Origin of the sequence: Marinitoga sp. 1138, assembly GCF_013363265.1 — a bacterium.
Classification (GTDB): Bacteria; Thermotogota; Thermotogae; order Petrotogales; family Petrotogaceae; genus Marinitoga; species Marinitoga piezophila.
Genome location: NZ_LBFA01000006.1, coordinates 189,833 through 212,659 on the forward strand (window position 1 = coordinate 189,833; position 22,827 = coordinate 212,659).

General features: G+C 27.9%; 23 protein-coding genes. 8 read left to right on the forward strand and 15 right to left on the reverse strand.

What is annotated here, in order from left to right:
- From XO11_RS02810 to XO11_RS02830, 5 genes are all read left to right on the forward strand, one after another.
- Positions 1-930: a D-2-hydroxyacid dehydrogenase gene (locus tag XO11_RS02810; RefSeq protein ID WP_175418133.1), complete on the forward strand. Its 930-nt coding sequence runs from the start codon at positions 1-3 to the stop codon at positions 928-930.
- Between the two features lie 81 nt (positions 931-1,011).
- Positions 1,012-1,194 (forward strand): ferredoxin, encoded by a 183-nt coding sequence (locus XO11_RS02815; RefSeq protein ID WP_014296063.1) that lies wholly within the window; start codon positions 1,012-1,014, stop codon positions 1,192-1,194.
- A gap of 175 nt (positions 1,195-1,369) precedes the next feature.
- Positions 1,370-2,194 (forward strand): septum site-determining protein MinD, encoded by an 825-nt coding sequence (gene minD, locus XO11_RS02820; RefSeq protein WP_014296064.1) that lies wholly within the window; start codon positions 1,370-1,372, stop codon positions 2,192-2,194.
- A gap of 5 nt (positions 2,195-2,199) precedes the next feature.
- The gene (locus tag XO11_RS02825; RefSeq protein ID WP_014296065.1) at positions 2,200-2,493 is read left to right on the forward strand and encodes a hypothetical protein; all 294 of its coding nucleotides are present in this window, start codon (positions 2,200-2,202) and stop codon (positions 2,491-2,493) included.
- 14 nt (positions 2,494-2,507) lie between these two features.
- On the forward strand, positions 2,508-2,906 hold the full coding sequence (locus XO11_RS02830; protein WP_014296066.1) for a secondary thiamine-phosphate synthase enzyme YjbQ: 399 nt from the start codon (positions 2,508-2,510) through the stop codon (positions 2,904-2,906).
- A gap of 37 nt (positions 2,907-2,943) precedes the next feature.
- Here XO11_RS02830 and XO11_RS02835 read toward each other — a convergent pair whose 3' ends face one another.
- The 15 genes from XO11_RS02835 to XO11_RS02905 all read right to left on the reverse strand — a co-directional run bounded on the left by XO11_RS02835 (position 2,944) and on the right by XO11_RS02905 (position 19,006).
- Positions 2,944-5,133: a methyl-accepting chemotaxis protein gene (locus XO11_RS02835; RefSeq protein WP_175418134.1), complete on the reverse strand. Its 2,190-nt coding sequence runs from the start codon at positions 5,131-5,133 to the stop codon at positions 2,944-2,946.
- A 171-nt stretch (positions 5,134-5,304) separates the two neighbouring features.
- Positions 5,305-7,125 carry a diguanylate cyclase gene (locus tag XO11_RS02840; protein WP_175418135.1) on the reverse strand — a complete coding sequence of 607 codons (1,821 nt, stop codon included), beginning with the start codon at positions 7,123-7,125 and terminating at the stop codon, positions 5,305-5,307.
- Positions 7,122-8,168, reverse strand: coding sequence for an ABC transporter substrate-binding protein (locus XO11_RS02845; protein WP_175418136.1), 1,047 nt, complete (start codon positions 8,166-8,168; stop codon positions 7,122-7,124). The genes XO11_RS02840 and XO11_RS02845 overlap by 4 nt, the downstream gene beginning before the upstream one ends.
- Before the next feature lie 81 nt (positions 8,169-8,249).
- On the reverse strand, positions 8,250-9,161 hold the full coding sequence (locus XO11_RS02850) for a phospholipase D-like domain-containing protein (protein ID WP_175418137.1): 912 nt from the start codon (positions 9,159-9,161) through the stop codon (positions 8,250-8,252).
- A gap of 9 nt (positions 9,162-9,170) precedes the next feature.
- Positions 9,171-9,827, reverse strand: a complete 657-nt coding sequence (locus XO11_RS02855) for a hemolysin III family protein (protein ID WP_014296071.1) — start codon at positions 9,825-9,827, stop codon at positions 9,171-9,173.
- The gene (locus tag XO11_RS02860; protein ID WP_014296072.1) at positions 9,824-10,216 is read right to left on the reverse strand and encodes a methylglyoxal synthase; all 393 of its coding nucleotides are present in this window, start codon (positions 10,214-10,216) and stop codon (positions 9,824-9,826) included. The genes XO11_RS02855 and XO11_RS02860 overlap by 4 nt, the downstream gene beginning before the upstream one ends.
- Positions 10,217-10,347: 131 nt before the next feature.
- Entirely contained in the window at positions 10,348-10,956 is a 609-nt protein-coding gene (locus tag XO11_RS02865) for a V-type ATP synthase subunit D (protein ID WP_014296073.1), read from the reverse strand.
- 30 nt (positions 10,957-10,986) lie between these two features.
- Complete coding sequence (locus tag XO11_RS02870) at positions 10,987-12,363, reverse strand: V-type ATP synthase subunit B (RefSeq protein ID WP_014296074.1); 1,377 nt, start codon at positions 12,361-12,363, stop codon at positions 10,987-10,989.
- 11 nt (positions 12,364-12,374) lie between these two features.
- Positions 12,375-14,126, reverse strand: coding sequence for a V-type ATP synthase subunit A (locus tag XO11_RS02875; protein WP_075780330.1), 1,752 nt, complete (start codon positions 14,124-14,126; stop codon positions 12,375-12,377).
- On the reverse strand, positions 14,116-14,700 hold the full coding sequence (locus XO11_RS02880; protein WP_014296076.1) for a V-type ATP synthase subunit E: 585 nt from the start codon (positions 14,698-14,700) through the stop codon (positions 14,116-14,118). Before XO11_RS02880 ends, XO11_RS02875 begins: the two co-directional genes overlap by 11 nt.
- A complete protein-coding gene (locus XO11_RS02885) occupies positions 14,693-15,007 on the reverse strand; it encodes a V-type ATP synthase subunit F (RefSeq protein ID WP_014296077.1) in 315 nt (104 codons plus the stop codon). Before XO11_RS02885 ends, XO11_RS02880 begins: the two co-directional genes overlap by 8 nt.
- 2 nt (positions 15,008-15,009) lie before the next feature.
- Complete coding sequence (locus XO11_RS02890) at positions 15,010-15,444, reverse strand: ATP synthase subunit C (RefSeq protein ID WP_175418138.1); 435 nt, start codon at positions 15,442-15,444, stop codon at positions 15,010-15,012.
- Between the two features lie 322 nt (positions 15,445-15,766).
- On the reverse strand, positions 15,767-17,623 hold the full coding sequence (locus XO11_RS02895; RefSeq protein ID WP_175418139.1) for a V-type ATP synthase subunit I: 1,857 nt from the start codon (positions 17,621-17,623) through the stop codon (positions 15,767-15,769).
- Between the two features lie 4 nt (positions 17,624-17,627).
- Positions 17,628-18,650 (reverse strand): V-type ATPase subunit, encoded by a 1,023-nt coding sequence (locus tag XO11_RS02900; RefSeq protein ID WP_217671803.1) that lies wholly within the window; start codon positions 18,648-18,650, stop codon positions 17,628-17,630.
- Positions 18,651-18,685: 35 nt separating this feature from the next.
- Complete coding sequence (locus tag XO11_RS02905; protein WP_014296081.1) at positions 18,686-19,006, reverse strand: hypothetical protein; 321 nt, start codon at positions 19,004-19,006, stop codon at positions 18,686-18,688.
- 257 nt (positions 19,007-19,263) lie between these two features.
- Here XO11_RS02905 and XO11_RS02910 point away from each other — a divergent pair, with 257 nt between their 5' ends.
- From XO11_RS02910 to XO11_RS02920, 3 genes are read left to right on the forward strand one after another with little or no spacing between them, the layout of a single operon-like run.
- The gene (locus XO11_RS02910; protein WP_175418140.1) at positions 19,264-20,034 is read left to right on the forward strand and encodes a metallophosphoesterase; all 771 of its coding nucleotides are present in this window, start codon (positions 19,264-19,266) and stop codon (positions 20,032-20,034) included.
- 58 nt (positions 20,035-20,092) lie between these two features.
- A complete protein-coding gene (locus XO11_RS02915; RefSeq protein WP_175418141.1) occupies positions 20,093-21,559 on the forward strand; it encodes a GGDEF domain-containing protein in 1,467 nt (488 codons plus the stop codon).
- Positions 21,560-21,561: 2 nt separating this feature from the next.
- Positions 21,562-22,827: an amidohydrolase family protein gene (locus tag XO11_RS02920; protein ID WP_014296084.1), complete on the forward strand. Its 1,266-nt coding sequence runs from the start codon at positions 21,562-21,564 to the stop codon at positions 22,825-22,827.

The window sequence follows — 22,827 nt, forward strand, 5'->3', positions numbered from 1 at the left end:
ATGTGGATTCATATAAATGATCCTCTTGATAGTGAAGCAACAGAAAAGCTAAAGGCTGCTTTACCTGAAGCAAAAATAACAATAGAACATTTTGAAAAAGATGAATTAATTGAAAAGGTTAAAGATTTTGATGTTTTGGTTGTAAGAAGTGCAACTAAAGCAACAAAGGAAGTTATCGAAAATGGAACTAATTTAAAATTAATTGCAAGGGCAGGTATGGGGTTAGATAATGTAGACCTTGAAGCAGCAAAAGAAAAAGGAATAAAGGTTATAAATACACCAGGTGCAAATTCATTATCAGTTGCTGAATTAGTTGTTGGATACATGCTTTCAGTATACAGACATTTAGTAACAGGAACAGTTACATTAAGAGAAGGAAAATGGGAAAAGAAAAAATTAAAGGGTTTTGAATTAACAGGAAAAACCCTCGGTATAGTAGGATTTGGAAATATTGGAAAATTAGTAAGAAAATTAGTAACAGGTTTTGATATGGAAGTGCTTGTTTTTGATGTTTTCGAAATTCCAGAAGAAGTTCAAAAAGAACATAATGTAAAACAGGTATCCTTAGAAGAATTAATTAAAAACTCTGATATAATTACATTACATGTACCTTTAACAGAAAAAACAAGACATCTCATTTCAGAAAAAGAATTTGAAATGATGAAGGATAATGTTGTAATTATCAACGCAGCAAGAGGTGGAGTTGTCGATGAAGAAGCATTATTAAAATACCTCGAAAACGGAAAGGTTCTTGGTGCTGGATTGGATGTGTTTGAAACTGAACCTCCAACATCAGAAATACAAATGAAATTATTAAATCACCCAATGGTTGTTGCAACCCCTCATATTGGCGCAACAACAAAAGAAGCGCAAAAAAGAGTAGGGCTTGAATTGGTAGATAAAATTGTTGATATAGTAAAAAATATGTAATTTGTTAAATTATTTTAATAATTTTTGCTATATTTTGAGTTATAATATACTTGTAAAATTTAAAATATGGAGGTGTTAACCGTGAAAGTATTCGTAGATAGAGATGCATGTATCGGTTGTGGTGTTTGTGAAAACCTTTGTCCAGATGTATTCAAAATCAATGACGAAGGTAAAGCAGAAACATTAATGGAAGAAACAGATTTACCATGCGCACAGGACGCAGCTGATTCATGTCCAACACAAGCTATCTCAATTGAAGAATAATATCCTCTTACAGACCAACCTTGGAAAAGGTTGGTCTTTTTTATTCAATTTTATATAAAATTTATTCAATAAATTGCAAAATGCATGTTTTGCGAATTATAGATTTTGATATTTTGAAAAAATGTTGTATAATAAGAATTGAAATTTTGTTAATTACAATCTGGAGGGGGCTAATATGAAAAAAAGCAAAGTAATTGTTGTTACATCTGGAAAAGGAGGAGTAGGAAAAACCACCATATCCGCTAACATAGGCACTTCTCTTGCTTTATTGGGATATGATGTATGTTTAATAGATGCGGATATTGGATTAAAAAATCTTGATCTTGTATTGGGATTGGAAAATAGAATAGTTTACACTATCCTTGATGTTGTAAAAGGCGGAAAATCTCCTCTTGAAGCTGTTGTAAAACACAAACAATTAAAAAAGCTTAACTTACTTGCATCTTCGCAAATAGCTAATAAAGATATGATTTCTCCAGAAGATATGAAAATGATAATAAATGAACTTTCAAAACATTTTGATTATATAATTGTTGACTCACCTGCTGGAATTGAGAGAGGATTTAAAAATGCTGTTGTTGCTGCACAACACGCAATTGTTGTAACAACTCCTGAATTAACAGCTATTAGTGATGCTGATAGAGTAATTGGGTTATTGGAAAATGAAAAATATGATGAAGATAGTATATCATTAATTGTAAACAGAGTAAAACTTCACATGGTAAATAGAAATGAAATGCTATCTCCTGAAGATATAAGGTCTGGACTTGCTGTTGAATTATTAGGTATTGTTCCGGATAGCGAAGAAATAATTATTGCAACAAATAAAGGAATCCCTGTTACAATGGAAGATGAATCAAAGATTTCAAAAATCTTTATGAATATAGCAAAAAGAATCTCAGGTGAAGAGAATCCTATTGAAAACGACCTTGCTTTATTAAAAGAATCCTCAAAAACCGGATTCAAAGGATTCCTGCAAAAGATATTTGGTGGCAGGTGATATGAATGGGCTGGTTTAATTTCGGAAAGAAAAAAGCAAGTAGAGATATTGCTTTAAAAAGAATGCAAAATCTCGTTGGAAATAGGAGAGAAAAGGTAACAAGGGTTGTCTCAAGTGAAAGCAGAGGCAATGTTGCTGTTATGGAAAGAACAAATGTAAATATTAATGTAAATGAAATGTCAAAAATGATAAGGGATTATGTTTATAAAAAAGCTAAAATTGATAAGAAAAATGTCAAAATTCATATTAGCAAAGATGAAAATGGTTATACAATAGTAACAAATATCTTTTTCAAGTAAAAGAGGTGATTTAGATGCTTAAAGAATTTCATATTAGAACTTCTACAAGAAATGAATTTATAGATATTACCTCTCAAGTTGAAAGTTATATTTCTGAATCCAATGTTAAAGAAGGTATTGCAATTATTCATGTTCCACATACTACTGCTGGAATAACAATAAACGAAAATGCAGATCCTTCTGTAAGATATGATATGACATCATTTTTAAGCAAGCTTATTCCTAATTTAAAGGAATTTACACATATGGAAGGAAATTCTGATTCTCATATAAAATCCTCACTAATAGGTCCGTCTTTAACTGTTATAATAGAAAATGGCAGATTGCTTTTAGGAACATGGCAGGGAATATATTTTTGCGAATTTGACGGTCCAAGAATGCGAAAATTTTATGTAAAAATAATCGAAGGATAATAAAAAAGGGACGTTTAAAACGTCCCTTTTTTATTATTTAAATTTTAAATCTTTTTATTAAATCTTCAAGTTTTTTAACTGAGTCTTCCAATGTTTGAGAAGTTTTCAAAAGTTCTTCACTACTCCTCTCTATATGAATAAATTCTTCTTTTGACTCTCTTACATATTCATTTACGTTTAATACATTTTTCGATGCCTGATCCATAGCAGCTGCCATTTCTTCAGATGATGCACTCTGTTCTTCGGAGCTTGAAGCAAGACTTTCGACCATACTTACTATATTTACAACAGCATCTTTTATTGCTGTAAATTCATTTGAAACCTCTGAACTTTTTGAAGAAACCCTTTCTATTATTTCAGAAACATTCATTGATTTCTTACTTACCATATCCGCTTCATCTTTTATTCCTTTTAAAAGATCTGATATGTTTTCTGTAGCCTTTCGTGTTTCTTCTGCAAGCTTTCTTATTTCATCTGCAACAACAGCAAATCCTTTACCAGCTTCTCCAGCTCTTGCAGCCTCAATTGCAGCATTTAATGCCAAAAGATTTGTTTGTTCTGCAATGCTGATAATTGTATCAACAATTTCACCAATATTTGCTGATTTTTCCTGTAAGCTCTTTACACTCTTTGTATTTTCTATCGCTGCATTTTTAGCCTCTAATGCTATTTCTAAAATTTCATTTATACTTTTTTCCCCAATTTTAACTGATTCTTCTACATCTGTACTTTTCTGACTTAAATCCTGTGCGGCCGAGCTTACCATCTGAGCTGCTGATGCAACCTCTTCAATTCCTGATGTTGTTTCTTCAATGGAAGATGCTGCATTATCTGATTCTGTTAATGCAATGTCTAATGTTTGTTCAACCTTTTGAGTTACTTCTCTCAATTTATTAGATGCGTTTAACACATTGTTTTTCTCTATACTTAATTCATTATTACCGGCTATAATTGACTCTATAAGATTTTTAAGAGATACTCTCATATTTTCAAGAGATTGTTCCAGATGTCCTATTTCTGATTTTGATGTAATCTTAATTTCTTCATTTAATATTCCCTGTTCAATTTTTTTAATATTTAATACCAGCATATTTATTGACTTTGTAATTAATATCTTCATTATATAAAAAATAACAAAAACCAAAATAACCAGTATAGCAACTAAAATAACTGCATTTTGCATGGTTGAATCATATAAAGGTTTATATATTTCATCCTCATATGCTGCTAAAACAACATATAAATCCCCACTCATCCTTTTTACATAAGCTATCTTTTTATACAATTTATCAGAACCTTTTGACTTTGGATAATAATATTCATAAAAACCTTCACCTTTTTCTATAGCCAGATCAACTATTTTTTTACCTGTTTTTGGATCAACAGACGTTGCTGGCTTTCCTATTTTAGATTTATCTTTATATATAAAATACCTACCATCTCTGGTATATACTATAGGATATGTATTATCTCCTACATATGAAGCAGTATACAAATCATTATACAAATTATTTAAAAATTCTTTTTTTCTTTCAGCTAACTTTTTATCAATATCGTCTATATATACTCCTGTTCCAACCAACCATTTAAATTCAGGAATCCAGAATATTACACTTATTTTTGGAAACTTTTTATCTTCAGGTTCTCCAGGTTTTCCCCATTCATATTGAAGAGTTGCTGTATTATCCCCTTTTTCATATGCTTTTTTAGATAACTCTATCATTTCTTTTACTATATATTTTCCATCTTTAGATTGTAAAGAAGACAGATTTTTTCCTTCAAGAGATGGTGAAGCCGCATGCATTATCGTTTTTCCAGTTTCATCAAAAATAAAATAATATCCTGTTCCATTATCATATCTTAAAATCCTTATCTGTTCCTTTATAATATTCTTTGCTTCTTCGCTTGAAATCTCTCCTTTTTTCATTTTTTCAATATATACATTCACTATATCTTTAGCTATATCATTTAATGTTTCCAGTCTACCAATAGCTGCTTTCATCATTTCATTTTGTAATTCCTGTGTCCCAACTCTGTATGTTTCCATTGTTGTTGCTATACTCTCAACACTCTGTTTTAAAATTCCATTTTTTACATATCTGTCTGTTAGATTTTTAATATTTCTATGTGTTGAAAATCCATTTATTAAAAATCCAAGAACTATAACCACTGTTACATAGAAAATTACTTTAAAACCTAACGTTTGATGAAATTTAAGTTTTTTCATACTTTCACTCCCTTTTTCATATATACAAAAATTATATATATAATTTCTTATTAATATTATATCACATTTTTCATAAAATTAATATATCATTGATATATTAATTTTATGAAACAACAAAAATACCAGGTTTTAATGCAAAACCATTAAAACCTGGTATTAATCATTGTTATATTAACTTTTATCTTTTAATTTCTTTTTCATATTTTTTAAACTATACATATTCTGATCCGCTTTTAATAAAATCTCATCAATATCACTATTTGGAATATATCTTGCAAATCCAAGACTTACACTATAATGAATATAACTATATTTATTTAAATGCTCCAGTTTTTTATTTATTGTATCTCTAATTCTTTCTGCATCTTCAATAGTACAATTATATAACCCCATAAAGAATTCATCGCCACCATATCTCGCAACAACATCTGAATGTCTAACAGAAGATTTTAATATATTTGCTATATTTTTTATAGCTTCATCACCTTTAGAATGGCCATATACATCATTTATTGTTTTTAAATTGTCAACATCCACAAAACCTATTACAAGAGGCTTGTTTTCTCGTTTTGACAATAATGCCAGTTCTTTTAAAATTTCCATGCCAGCTCTTCTATTATATAACCCTGTTAACGAATCATAATGAGCAAGTTTTTCAAGTAAAATCTCATTTTCCTTTAACTTTGTAATATCTCTGCTAATTAAAGCAACACCATATTTTTCTCCACCTTTATATATTGGATAATAGCTATTACTTACCCAATATATACTGCCATCTCTTCTTTTTATAGGTTTTTCTATAACGAAACTTCTTTCTTCATTATATGCTTTTTCCAATTCTAATAAAAATAACAATTCTCCTTCAAAAATTTTTCTTAAATTAGAACCTTTTGTGATATTTTTATGAAAATCCGTTCTTGTCCTCTCTTTAAAAACATTATTAACAAGTATAACATCAAAATTCTTATTTACAAATAATATTCCATCTATACTATGTTCTATAAATGATTCCAGAAGTGCCTGAGATTCTTCGAGTTTCCCCTTGGTATTTTGAAGCTCTTCCATATTATGTTTTAAAGTGTTGTATAATTTTTCAACTTTCTTTTTATTTTTCTCCAGCTCTTTATTTCTTTCTAACAATTCTTTTGTCTTTTTTTCTATATTTCTTCTCATTAGATAAATAAAAATAATTAATATAAAGGTTATTATGCCTATAAGCAAAAGTACCGGTAAAATCCAGGTTGGAATTTGCTTTTTATATAAATATTTATTGATAATTTTATAATAATAAGATTCATCATTTCTCTTTAATTCTTTAAGTCTTAAATCAAGTCTATCTATAATTGGTTTTAATGATTTATTACTATATATCATATATATATCAACTGTATTCAATATCAATTGTGTTTCTTTTATATCATACTTTTTTCTGGTATTTAGACCAAAAATCCTGCTGGCAAGAGCATAATCAACTTCACCATCTTCCAAACTCTTAAAAACTTCTTCATATGAATTATATTCTTTAAATTTTATATTTAAATTCAAATCACTATCTATCTTTTTTAACCCCTGTGGTCCTTCATAATATACATCTTTTTTCAATACAGCAACACTTTTATTTTTCAAATCCATAAAACCATGAAGTGTAACATTTTCTCTGGAAAATATCTGTCCCCAATCAAATAGCAAAGGTTCTCTGCTATATTCAAAATATTTTGCTCTCTCTTTTGTATATGCCACACCAAACATAATATCGGCAAGATCATTTTTTAAATATTCAAGACCATCTGCAAAATTTAAATAAATATATTTATAATCTATTCCTTCTTTTTTAGCTATATAATCAAATATTTCCGGAAATATACCTTTTACCTTCCCATTATCAATATACATAACCGGTGGTGCACTATATATAACCACCGTCAATGGTCTTGCTATCGTAATCGTTACCATTATTATTATAATAAAAAAAAGAAACATTTCTTTTTTCATTCCAACACCCCTAATTGAATTGTATGGTTAGATTCACCATATTCATCAAAGGATAATTCACCAAATGTTGTTTTAAACCTATATTTAAAAAATGAATCTCTTATCGCATTAACTTCTCTACCTTTATTTTTTATAATTTTAGATATTACTTCAAGAGCCTCGTAGGTACCACATGCATATATTGTTGGTTCTCTTTGATATAGTTCTTTATATTTTACAAAAAATTCTACATCTTCTCGAGGTTTATATCTTAAATAATATGAATATATAACATTCTTTTTTACATTTAATAAATCAGAGAGTTGATTTTTATCAATCCATGGCGTTATCACTATATATACATCTTTATTAATTGATTTAAGATAATTAGCTATCATTGCTGTATTGGTTACAGAATTAATTAATAAATACACAAAGTTCTGTCCTTCGTATATATTTTTAACCTGTTCCAATATTGAAATATCAGAATTTTTTAATACACCATAATATATTTTTCCGTTATAATATTTTTTAAAATTAACGAAAGAATTATTTATATAAAGCGGATTTTCAAAATCTTTTATCACAAGTAATTCATCTGTTGTTTTATTTAAATATTTAGCAATTGCTTTTTGTTCATTTTCATTTGATATATTTAACCTAAAAAAATTATCGTTTTTGTTTTTAAATTTATCTGCAGTAATTGAAATGCCAATACCTATAATCTTTTCATCCTTTAATTTTCTATATATAGGTTCAAATAATGTGGACGATGAATCAAATAATATTACCCTTACACCTTTTCTTTTTAATTTTTCAAAGGCTTTTTGCGTATCTTTGATATTTCCACCATCATCTTCTATAATAATTTTAAAATTTTTAGAATTGGAATTTAATTTTTTAAATAGTTCAACACCATTTATTGTATCAGAAATTATAAATGCTTCATTACCACTTAAGCTGGCTATAATACCAATCTTAAATGGCTCCATAATTGAATAAATAATATAAATTAAAATTATTGAACCTAAAAAAACAGATAGTATTTTAATATTTTTTTTCATTAAAATCCCCCATAAAAACTTTTTTATTTAGATTATATATAAAAAAAACAAAACTTATAAACAATTTAATAATAAGATTTGTTATCTTTGATATTTTTGTAAACTCTTTTCGATTTTTCTCAGAATTTCCTCTTTGATTCCATCGTTAAAAATCACAAAAATATATTCATCATTTTTTTCACGAGCCCTATATGTAAGATTATAACTTCCAATTAATACACCTTTTTCATTAATTAAAACCTTCAAATGCATATTTTTTTTTCTATCTCTTATAAATTTCAAATCAATACCTTTTAAATATCTTAAAATATTTATGTTTTCTAAATTCCAATCATCTGCATAAATTTCTATTTTTATATTACTTTTACTTGAAAGTTTCTCAATTAAATATGCAATTCTCGAATCGGTAAAAGAAAACGTATATACATATAAATATTTTTTTGTGGATAAAATAAAATCTTTCACTGCATTATATATTTTTTCTGATGGTCCAGTAACTAACTTTGCTTTTCCAAATTCTTTGGTAAAAACATTTCTATTAATTATTTCTTTATCTTTACCAAATTTTCCTGATTCAAAATTTTTAAATTCTTTTAAAAATAAATTTACAACTTTTATATCTTCAGAATATATAAAAAGATTTATGTCTTCAAAAATACTTCCTGACGTAAAATTTCCAGTTCCAAATAACACGCTTTTATTGTTAAAAATTATAAACTTTTCGTGTAAATAACCTTCATAGTTTCTATCAGGCAATATATAATTTAAATTGCCCTTTAAATCATTTTCTATAAATCCTTCTGTCTTTCTGGAATCGAGTATATCTATAAATGGTTGTGAAATACTTAAAGAAACAAATTTTATATTTTCAGATAAAAAAGATTTCTCTTTTATAAAATAAAAGAGTTCCTGTGAAGGAGTTATGAAAATTTTATACGGAAATGTCATAGAAGAAAAAATTATTATTATATTTAAAATAATCTTTCTTCTCATATTAAAACTTTATTCCGGTAAAACGTAGAAAAATACAGCAATAAAATGTGCAACACTACCAGCAAGAACAAATAAGTGCCATATCATATGTCCATATGGCAATTTTTTCCATATATAAAATACAGCACCTATTGTATATGCAAGTCCTCCTATTACAAGCCACATTAATCCACCATATGGTAAATTTGCAACCAATGGTTTTATAGCTACGACTACTAACCATCCCATCATCAGATAAAAAATCGTTGAAAGGATTCTGAATTTCTTTACAAAAAATATCTTTAAAATAATACCGACTATTGCCAGACTCCAAATGGTAATAAATAACGTCCATCCAATTTTTCCATTTAGTGTAACAAGAGTAAATGGTGTATATGTTCCTGCTATAAGCAAATAAATTGACGAGTGGTCAATTATTTTTAAAAATTTTTTTATTCGTGGTTTTTGAATGCTATGATAAACTGTAGATGCAGTATACAAAAGAAGTAAAGTTGAACCATAGATAGCAACACTTAATGTCTTCAAAAAGTTATTTGTTTTTGCAGAAAATATTATCAATATAATCAATGCCACCAGACTGAAGATAATACCAACACCATGAGTTATGGCGTTGGCGATTTCTTCACCAAGAGTATATTCCTTGTATTCAGTATTTTTTGTACTCATTTTTCATCCCCCTTATTAAGTTTTTTTTCTATTTCAAGTACTAAACCTTCAGCTGTTGCAAGATTTGTTGCCAAAGGTATATTATGAACATCACATACTCTTAGTAAAGCAGATACATCTGGTTCATGGGGTTGAGCAGTAAGTGGATCTCTTAAGAATATAACAAAATCCATATTACCTGATGTTATTAACGCTCCTATTTGTAAATCACCACCATATGGTCCTGATGCAAATTTTGTAATTTTTAAACCAACCTTTTCCTCTATTAAGCTTCCTGTTGAATTAGTTGCATATAAATTACATCTTTCAAATACATGTTTCCACTCTCTAACAAACATCACGAGATCAAGTTTCTTTTTATCGTGTGCTATTAATGCTACATTAATCACATTCTCTCCTCCTGAATTTAAATTTATGATATAAATAAAAAGCGACCTGATTCTTCTCAGGTCGCGAATTTTTAAACATCTCATTTTCATTATATCATATAATTTATATTTTGTCAACAGGATAAAAGTTACTATTTTTTTAATTTTTTCAGTTTAAAGAATTCTTCTCTCTCAAATTCTTCCAATGTATCCTGAATAAATTTGATAGATGATTGTAACTGTGGAATTACAACATTTTCAAGTGCAGAAACTCTTTTCTTTGTTTTCTTTACTTCATATGCAAGCTTATATACTTTATTTTCTATCATTGCTGCCTCTGTAATTAGTTCAAGAACCTGTTTAAAAGATATATACGCTTTATCTAAAGCTGCATCGGTTCTATATATTTCATATGGTATTTCTGTTTTTTTCTCATTTTTATATATTTCAGGTACTTCAACACCCATAATACTTCTAAATCGTATTTTCATTCCATCGAATTCTGGAACCCCCTTAGCGTATTGTTCTACATTTTCTATTCCAAGATCAAGGTTTGCAAGTTGCAATGATTCATAAGCTATTTCAAAGATCTTAAGTATTCTCTCCTGTATTTCCTGTGCCTGTTCAATTAAATCAACTAACTCTTTCATTATTATATTTCTCTTTTTTTCAAGCAAATCGTGCCCCTGTTTGGCAAGTTTATATTGTTGTTTTAAATTTATAAGATTTCCTTTTGTTGGAATAGTTTGATTGAATATCATAATTTCACCTTCATTCTTAATGCAATAAACTTATGCATTTTGAGGTTTATAATACTTTTCTATATATGCTTTTTTCACACGTGTTAATTCGGTTTCTGGCAAAATTGAAAGCATTTCCCATGCCAGATCCAGTGTTTTCTCAAGTGGTCTTTCCTCATCAAATCCCTGATTAATAAACTTCTCCTCAAACTCTTTACCAAATTTTAGATATAATTTATCGATATCAGAAAGATCTTCTTCACCTATAATAGCTGCCAATGACCTAATTTCAAATACTCTTGAATATGCTGCAAAGAGCTGTGATGAAATATCTGGATGGTCTTCCCTTGTATATCCTTTACCAATACCATCTTTCATTAACCTTGATAAAGAAGGCAATACACTAATAGGTGGATATATATTTTTCCTATGTAAATCCCTTGATAAAACTATCTGCCCTTCAGTAATAAACCCTGTTAAATCCGGTATGGGATGCGTTATGTCATCATTTGGCATTGTCAGAATTGGAATTTGTGTAACAGAACCTTCTTTTCCTCTAATCATACCAGCTCTTTCGTATATTGAAGCAAGATCAGAATATAGATAACCCGGAAATCCTTTACGCCCTGGAATTTCACCTCTATAATTTGATAATTCTCTTAACGCTTCACAATAATTTGTCATATCATTTAATATAACCAATACGTGTTTTCCTAATTCAAATGCAAGATATTCAGCAACAGTTAAAGCTATTCTCGGAGTTGCAATTCTTTCTACTATTGGATCACTGGCGAGGTTTAAGAAAACTACCATATTTTTTATTGATCCACTTTCCTCAAAGTTTTTGATTATAAAATTTGCATCGTCTTTCTTTAATCCAATTGCACCAAACACAACTGCAAACTCTTCATTTGATTTTAATTTTGCCTGTTTTGCAATTTGAACCGCCAGTTTATTATGAGGAAGTCCATTTCCTGAAAAAATAGGTAATTTTTGTCCTCTTATAAGAGTAAGCATACTATCAATTGCCGAAACTCCTGTTTGAATAAAATTTCTTGGATATTCCCTTGCTGCTGGGTTAATAGCGGAACCATTTATATCAACACTTTTTTTGGAAATTATTTCTCCCATTCCATCAATTGGGCGACCTAAACCATCAAATGTTCTCCCAAGAATATCTGGAGAGAGATTTATTTCAAGCGGTTTCCCTAAAAATCTAACTGTTGTATCTCCCAAAGATAATCCCTGAGTACCTTCAAAAATCTGTATTACAGCAGCATCTTCACTAACCATAATAACTTTTCCGCTTCTTTTTTGATTATTATGAATTATATCTACAACTTCATCATACTTTACATCTTTTATATTTTCAATAATTGCAAGTGGTCCTTTTATTTGAGATAATCCTGTATATTCGCGTACTGCCATTGTATCACCTCTTAATCATGATAGGTACTTTCAAGTTTTTCAAAATGTTCATCAAGCATCTTTTCAATACCTTCAAATTCTTTTATTTCCTTTATTTCTTCCTTCATAGTTAGTAACTTTGATATTATTTCAGGTGGTAAAACCTGACTTAATGCAATAGACCTATCAACATATTTCTTTGCCTTTTGATACGTATCCATTATTATTTTTAATAAATAATATTGTTTTTCAAGCGGACAATAAGAATCAACCTCGCTAAATGCACTTTGCTGCAATATACCAATTTTTATCATCTTAGCTATTAAAACCGTTAATTTCTGATTATCTGGCAATACATCTTCACCAACTATTTTAATAATTTGTTGTAATCTATCATCTTCTGTAAGCAGTTTCATTGCTTCATCTCTATATTCATTCCAATCGGATTTCACATTTTCTTTAAACCAGTCATTTAAATCTTCCGTATATTCACTATAACTCGTTAACCAGTTTATCGATGGATAATGTCTTGAATATGCAAGGTTTTTATCCAATCCCCAAAAACATTTTACAAATCTTCTTGTATTTTGAGTAACTGGTTCTGAAAAATCACCACCGGGAGGAGAAACAGCCCCTATAATTGTTATAGAACCTTTTGTTCCGTTAAGATTTTCGCTAATTCCAGCACGTTCATAAAATTGCCCTATTCTTGATGCAAGATAGGAAGGATAACCTTCTTCAGCTGGCATTTCTTCAAGTCTTCCTGATAACTCCCTAAGAGCTTCAGCCCATCTTGATGTTGAATCTGCCATAATCGCAACATTATATCCCATATCTCTAAAATATTCTGCAATTGTAATTCCAGTATAGATGGAAGCTTCCCTTGCTGAAACAGGCATATTAGATGTATTTGCTATTAATACAGTTCTATTCATTAAAGGTGCTCCTGTTCTTGGGTCTTTCAACTGTGGAAATTCTTCTAAAACTTCTGTCATTTCATTTCCACGTTCTCCACAACCAATATACACTATAATATCAGCATCTGACCATTTTGCCAATTGATGTTGCGTAATTGTTTTTCCAGTACCAAAACCTCCTGGAATAGCTGCAGTTCCACCTTTACTTATTGGAAAGAATATATCTATTACACGTTGCCCTGTAACTAATGGTATTGATGGTTCCAATCTTTTTTTTACAGGTCTTGGGACCTTTACAGGCCATTCTTGATATAGTTTTATTTCATGAATATTTCCATTATTATCCTCTATTTTTGCAATTATATCTGTTACTTTATAATTTCCATCATTTACAATTTCAACGATTTTACCAGATAAATTTGGGGATACCATTATTTTATGGACAAGATGTTCTGTTTCCTGAACCTCTGCAATTACTTCTCCACCTTCAACCAAATCCCCTTGTTTTTTTATTATCTTTACTTCCCAGTATTTATTGGTATCTAATCCAAATGCATCTATTCCTCTTCCTATAAACGATCCAGACTTTTTTATCAACTCATTTAAAGGTCTCTGTATTCCATCATATATACTGCTTAACAATCCCGGCCCAAGAGCTACAGATAACATTTTCCCTGTAGATTCCACAGGTTCTCCAGGTTTTAACATAGATGTCTCTTCATATACCTGTACTGTAGCAATATCTCCATCTATCCCAATAACTTCACCTATTAACTTATAATTACCAACTCTTACCATTTCATTCATAAATAAAGTTTTTGCATCTTTTACCTTAACAACAGGACCATTTATTTCTTTAATTTGCATTTAAATCACCTACCTCTTCTAAAACAAGAGTGAATATTTCGCCCTTTATTTCTTCAATATATGAATCTATTGTGTTTCTTATATTCACCTTTTCACCTTTTAATAATACTCCACCTTCAATATTTGAATCACCAATTACTTCGTGATCCATTACAAAAGACTTTACAATTTCAATATCATCAGGATTACATAAGACAACATATTCTTCATCTATTAAATTTTTTGCTTCTATATATAATTTTTGATAAAAAAACTTTTTTCTTTTGGCATCAAGATTATATAAATCTTCCTTAACCTTTTCTAAAATCCTTTCTAAAAACTTATTTTTTAAATATGTATTTTCTTGATTTAATTTTAATTCCACTTTTGATTTTGCTATCTTTATTATCCTTTCACTTTCAAATTTCACATCTGAAAGCCTCTTATTCTTATATTCTTCAATTTCCTTTTTAATCTGTTTTTTATACTCTTCTAATTTTTCATCATATTGTTCTTTCATTGATTCGTATTCAACTTCAAAATCTTTTTCTAATAAATTTATCATTTTATTTAATTTATTCTCTATACTACTCATGGACTCTCACCCCAATTGCTTCTTCAACATACCTGGTAATAAAGTCTTTTTCACCACGCCAACCGTGTCTATCGGGAATTACAAAAATCAAAGGTAATTTACCTGATAATTTATGATTTTTTAGCTCCTCAGGTATTTTATTTGCAGCAAGTTCAGTTATTAAGATTACCCCTATTTCTTTATTTTCAATTGCATTATTAAATTCTTTTAATATCTCTTCACGTTCATGAACAACAACACCATTGACACCACTTAATCTCAATCCTATAGATGTGTCAATATTATCGCTAATAAGAAAGAATTTCATTGTTAAATCCTCCCAAGAATCATAATAGTAACAATTAATCCATAAATTGCTATACCTTCAGCAAGACCAACATATATCAATGTTTTACCCAACAATTCTGGTTTTTCACTAATTGCACCAACTGAAGCAGCACCTACCATACCTACACCAACACCTGCACCAATAGCTGCAAGTCCTGTTGCCAATGCAGCACCAACAAGACCTAATCCAAGGTTGTTATTTGTATCTGTTACTGCTGCTTGTGTAGTTCCTTCAGCAAATACATTTGTTGGGAAAAGTCCTATTACTGCAAACACTAAAATAGCAACAAATAAAGCTATGTTTCCGACAAACACCTTTTTAGCAAATAATCTGGCTTTTTCTGGATTTTTTGAAAAGTAAAAACCTGCCCATACTGTTGAGATAACTAAAAACATTAATGAGATAACATATGCCATAACTAACACCTCCGTGATTTTAAAATTTAAATATATTTTTAATAATTAAAAATAAAAGTTCTTTTAGATAGTGAAATTTTTTAGTTTGTATTTATTATAAGAAAATAGTTAGAATAATGTGAGCGAAAACTTGAAAATTCCCGAAAAAATTCGAAGTGGAGCCGGTCAAAATCACACGGATGTGATTTTGAGTGAAGACGAACATGGATGTGAGTCTGCAACGACCGGCAGGAACGAGAATTTTTGAGGATTAGAATTTTCTACCGTTTGAGCGAACATTATTCGTACTATTTTCTTCATATTAACCTTTAAAAAAATTTTACTAAAATTTATATTTTATAGGATTAAATTCCTTTCCATCACCTTTAAAGAATCTTGTAAAAAATTCATAATACTCAAGCCTCAACGTTTGAATAAATACTACAAGACCTTCAAGAACGATTATTATTATATTTCCAAGCAATAAAATAACAAATGACGATACGGGATTATTTGTCATTTTTGCCATCATATAAAAAGCCAAAAACAAGCCTGCATGATTCATTGCAAAAGCACCAAGCCTTATAAATGAAAGCGTATTACTCAAATATCCCAATAATACTTCAAATAAATCAAAGAATCCCTGAACAATTTTCTCTCCAAATTTCCCTTCTTCAAATAAAATACTTCTTAAATATATTAAAACTACTAATGTAATTATGAATATATAACTTATTTTTGGAAATACCCCATTTTTCATCATATAGAATACAGAACCCAACAATATCCAGTACAAAGCTATTCCTGAGATGCCATTTGGGTCAAACAACAAAAAGCTTTTTTCTCCACGTCTAATTCTATTGGCTATATTTAAAATCATTGCCACAGTTATAATTGCTATACCAAAATATACAGAAATTAGTAAAAAATAATTTATATTATCCATTGGACGTTTCCATAAAGGTTGTATTATATCTTCAAAACCAAAAACACTTCCATATAAAATTCCAAATAACATTGAAGATAATCCTGAAGCACCTATTACATAAAACAAATCGGAACCTTTCTTTTTATATAACCAAAAACCTAATGCTGAAAGTATAAAACCATGTCCTACATCTCCAAACATCATTCCATAGAAAAACAAAAACATTAAAGTTATTAACGGCGTTGGATCAATTTCATCACTTGATGGAACACCAAACATTTTCACAATAAATTCAAAATGTTTGAAAAATCCCTTATTATTTAAAATAGTTGGTGCTTTATCATTAAATGCATATCTTAAAAGTAATATGTAATCATTTGTATTTACATGTTTTTCAAGTTCTTGATATGTTTCTCTGGTAGTCCAACCAGATATTACAAAAAAGTTTTCTGTAAACTTAACATTTTGAGCAAGATCATATATGTTTTTTAGAACAAATATGTAATCAAAATATTTGTATATAAATCTTCTATTTTCGAAAAATATCTTCTTTTTTGCCATATTTAGCATTTCTATTTCATACTCAATGGACTTGTATTCATCATATAATAAAAGTAATATGTCTTTTGGATAACCTGCATAGTCTTCATTAATCTTATATTCGACAAAATTTGCTATGGATAAAATCTTTTCTATTTTTAAATTGGAATCATATATTATAAAAACCCAGGTATTTACCTCATCCGAGTCAAGGATAATGCTTATTATATTCTCCTTTTTTATACTGTCACAAAACCTTTCAAAATAAAGCTTATTTAATTTTCCTATCTTATATTTTAAACGTTTCATTTTTTTTAGATCTGATACATCTATATCTATATTTTTCAATTTTTCAAATAATTCAATTTCCTTTGACAAAATTTCTTTTTTTTCGCTTAACTCTGACATTTTATTTGATATATTTTCCAGTTCTGTATTCAACTTTTCTGAAAAATTACTTATTTCATCCTTATCTATAATCATAGGGAAATCTATTTCTTTAACTTTTGGTTTGGGGGTTCTATTTACACTATTGAATATATTCATAAAATCATCATATATCTGTTTATATGGATTTTCTTTTTCTGTTTTCAATTGTTTTAATATTTTTTTATCTATTACCTTTTCAAGAGGAACTATTTCTATATTATTAGAATCGAGAATCTTTTTTGAAATAATTTCCAATTCATATTTATTGGATATTATAGTGAATGGTATCATTTCTTTTTTCATCTTATTACACCCCCATTAATAACAAAAACTCTTTAATCTTTTCATTTGGCAATTTATATCTTTTTCCTTCAATTAATGTTATTAAATCCTTATATTCATATTCCCTTATATACAAATATCCACTCATTACATCAAATCCATTTTGTGTATGAGATATTAGCTTCCTTGATGATTTCAACAAAATTCTTTCACATAACCTTTCAATAATATATGGAAAAATTTCCGGATCAATATTTTTAAAGAATTCACCATATTTATTTTCAGTTAATTTTGCAAGAAATTCATCTGTATTGGAAGCATTTGCAAGTTCTCTTAATTCATCCTGAGTTAATCTATAATGTATAGGCATTAGAAAATTCAAAACCTCTTCTGGAGACAACTTAAATAATATTCTTGAACGATATATCCACTGTATATTAGCAAGATCCATTTGTTCATAGAAAAGATATTTCAAGTTTTTTCCAAACATTGGCATTAAACTCAACATCGATTTCATATTGGTAAAATACCAGAAATCAAAAGCATTAAGAAGATATTGAATTTTTCCATTCTTTTGATAATTACTGTAAGCAGGTTCAAATATGGAGCCATACACACTATTTTTAAATACATTTAATGCATCATCAAAAGATTTAATAGTAAGCAGGGTATCTGTGGATATACTCTGGTGGTATAAGGGGAAGAATTTCTCCTCTGTAATATATTCAGGATGTTCAGAATGCAGGGAACGAAGGATAAATTTTATATTTTCTATTTCAAATCTCTTTTCCATTAATTTGAAGAATCTTTGACCTTCAACTGGAAGATAGAAATATATATTATAAAAATCTTTTAAAATTGCCTGTCTTATAAGTATTTCTACATCTCTTCTATGTAGTTTTGAAATATCCACATTTTCAAAATATTCTTTGTAATGTGTATTTGCTTTAAGATATTCGGTTACCTCTGTAACCGTTTCTGTATTTATCAAATTATTAAAGTCTTCCTCTGTCAATATTTTTGAATGCAAGACTTTAACCTTTGACATTAGGGCTGGAAATTTCAAGGCTATCATCTCCAATTTTATTTTATTATAATTTTTTCAATAATTTTATTACTAATCTCATCTATATTATCATTTAATTTATCATACCTTTCTTTTAATTTTTTGATATCGTTTTCAAGCGTTTCAAAAAGCTTTTTTTCTTTTTCCTTTGCAGAATTTATTATTTCTTTACATTCGTTTTCAATCTCTTGGAATAATTTTTCTTTTTCATTGTCAATATCTTTTTTCTTTTTTTCAAAAAGCTTTTTTAATTCCTGTTCAGCAGTTTCCAATTTTTTAGAATGTTCAACTTCAGCATTTACAAGTTTTTTAACTATTTCTTCTGGGGAATATTCCATTTTTACACCTCCTTCTGTTATACATTATACTCCTTTAAAAATTAAAATAAAAATAAAAATATGGATTTTTATAAATAGATATTATTAAGAAAAAATTAAAGATATAATCTGTCATATTTAATTATATCTCATTGAAAAATCTAAAAACGTGATTTTAATCCTTGATTTTTTTTAACGCGTCTGATACTTTAATTAATATAAAATAAACCTTTTATGGATATAATTAAAATAAAGTTAAAATAGAAAGGAGTAAATTAATGAAAATAGCTTTTATCTCAGATATACATGCAAACTTAGAAGCTTTTGAATCTGTTTTAAAGGATATTGAAAAAAAAGAAATAAATGAAATTTATTGTCTTGGAGATATAGTTGGCTATGGTCCAAATCCAAATGAAGTTATTGAAATAATTAAAAATAAAAATATTAAATGTGTCAGAGGAAATTATGATGATGCAATAGGATTTGAAAAAGAAAGCTGCGGATGTGCATATAACCCTGGAAGAGAAACAGAAGTTGGTGATGAATCGATAAACTGGACTATAAAAAATACTTCAAAAGAAAATAAAAAATTTTTAAGGGAATTACCATTATATATGGAATTTGAAAAAGAAAATCTCAGATTTTTTCTAACCCATGGTAGCCCTTTTGATAATTTATTTGAGTATATAAAACCTTCTGATAATGCAGAAAAGTTCATAAAAATATCCCTGTATAATAATTCAGAAATATTTGTATTTGGTCATACACATTTAATGATGGCAAAACATATTAATGGAAAAGTTATACTTAACCCTGGAAGTGTAGGAAGAACAAAAGACGGGGAACCCTTAGCTACATATTTAATTATGGATATATTCAATGGCATTTATTCTTATGAATTCATTAAAGTAAAATATAATGTAAAAACTACCATAGAAAAAATTGTAAATGTTGGATTACCTGTTGAATTAGCTGTTGTTTTAGCTTTAGGAAAAACATATAATATGGGAAAAGCTAAAATTAATTCAAGAATTGGTTTTAGATTGTAATCTATTATTATAATAATATTAATATAATTATTTTAACATTAAAATAAGGGGGCCCGTTATGAAAAAATTTCTTACCTCTTTACTTCTTTTTATGGCATTGCTTTTTTTTGTTTCATGGTTATTTCTACCAAGAGGATATGTTTTAAAAGATTGGAATATTGAAGTTCCATTTTATAAAATTCTTGAAACTCCAGATAAAATAACCTTAGAAACAACTTTTAAAAAAGTTGATTATAATTCTTTGATAATCCCAAAAATAGCGGGAACAAGAATACAGGTTTTTATCAATAATAATATGATATATGATTTTGGAAGCAGTTCTGGAAATCTCTGGAATAAAGCTTTTCTTGTACGTTTCAACAAAAATATATTAAATGAAAATAATACTTTAAAACTTATAATTGAAGGTGCATATGATTATGGTTTAAGATATTATCCATATTTGGTTTCAGAAAATGTAGCCAATAAATATTATTTATTGATAAAAATATTCAACGAAGATATTTACCTGATAATAATTGGTAGTTCTTTAATTCTCGGTATTATTTTAATACTTTTATCCTATAGAGAAATTAATAGAAAACATTTCTTTTTTCTCGGGCTATCTCTAATATTTGTGGGTTTATATTTAATAGATTTCCATACACGTGTAAGCAATGGAAGCTTAATGCAATATTTTATTTTAAAGAAAATACTGATAACTTTTTCTTTTCTAAGTTCTCTATATATAATGCAAAGTGTAGAATTCTATATTTACAGCTATATAAAGGATAAATTTTTAATTATATTAACATTTTTAGCTATTTTGATAATCTGGGCCACTCCTAACTTTTATATATTAAAAAAGGTCTATGACATATCCAATTTAATAATTATTTTAAATCTTTTGGCAGCGGTATTTAGAATACATCAAAACGCTTTAAACCTTTATTATTTTTCAACATGGTTTTTGCTCTTTACGTCATTTCAATCAATTATAGTAGTATTATTTAAAATAAATCAACCGGTAATCTTTAATTATGGTATGTTAATTGTAAGTTTAAGCTATGGTTTTCATCTGGTAATTAATTATAGACTTCTTGCTGAACATAGTAATAAAATGTATAAAAAAGCTATCATGGATCCACTTACCAATGCATATAATAGAAGTTTTCTTGAAGAAATTCCACATAAGGGGAAATTAGTATTAATAGACCTTGATGATTTAAAAAAGATAAATGATGAATTTGGCCATAAAAAAGGCGATGAAATATTAAAAGAATTTGTGGAAATTGCAAAAAACAATCTGAGAGAATCAGACTATGTAATAAGAATGGGCGGAGATGAATTTATATTAATTATTAATGCCAAAAATGCTGAAAATATTATAGAGCGTATTAGAAATATTTTTAAAAACAAAACTGGTTATGACTTTTCATATGGTATTTCTGATTTTAAAGAATTCTATACTTCTTTTGAAGAAGCTGATGAAAAAATGTATATAATGAAAAAAAAGAAAAAAAATTCAAATGTTAAAGAGGGATAATTATGTATTATTTCAATGAAGATGGAAAATTCATATATAAAAACACTAAATTTAATAACAAAAGCTTTGCAATTCCAGTGGTTACAGATACACATATGCATATATTGGGATTTGGTGAAAAACTTTTAAATCCTGACCTTTTACATATGAAAGATAATGAAATAATTGAGCTAATTCTAAAAAAAATAAATGAAGCACCTGAAAAAATCATTCTAAGAGGTTGGATGAATACAAAAATAAATATTGGTATGCTGGATAATATTACCAAAGATATTCCTATTATTATGATAAGAAATTGTGGTCATATTGCTTTAGTTAATTCTAAAGTTTTTGAAGATATTGATTTTAAAAATAAAGAAAATATTGATGTAAAAACCGGATTAGTAAAAGAAAAAGCACTTGAAGAAATTTATAATAAATATGGCTATTTTTCTGATATTAATAAAGCATTTTCTACTGCAAAAGATTATCTATTAAAACGAGGATATGGTTATATACATTCTGATGATTTACACGGAATTGATATAAATGAACTTCCACAAGATGAGGAATTATTTATATATGAAAAAATAGCTGTAAATAATTTTGATGAATTAATTCAATTAAATAATAAGAAAATATTCAAAAAATATAAAGCTGTAAAAGTTTATATAGATGGCTCTTTTGGAGGAAGAACCGCATATTTAAGAGAAGTATATAATGATAATAAAAATACATACGGTATATTAAATTGGAAAAAAGATGAACTTAAAAAGGTGATAGAATTTTGTGAAAATAACAATTTACACCTTGCAATGCACGCAATAGGAGATAAGGCTATAGATATTATTCTTGACTCTTTTGAGGAATTAAAACCTGAAAAATGGCATAGAATTATTCACGCTTCAATGTTACATGATGAACAAATTGAAAAAATTAAAAGGTTTAAACTTATTTTAGATATGCAACCGCAATTTATGAAATCCGATGATAAAATGTTAAATGAAAGATTAGGAAATAGAAAAGTTCTCACATATAGATTTAAAGAAATTTATAATCATAATATTCCTATGTTCTTTTCTTCTGATGCACCAGTTGAAACACCAGATTGGGTAAGAGATGCAAAAATCTTAAATTTCTCAGGATTACCCATGGATTATATTTTAAAGACAATAATCTATTCGCCAAAATTAATTGACAGTAAAGATAGAAATAATGGTTATATTATCTTTAAAGAAAATCCTTTAATTAATTTAACCTATCCTGATGAAATTCAAAGGGAGTTTTAA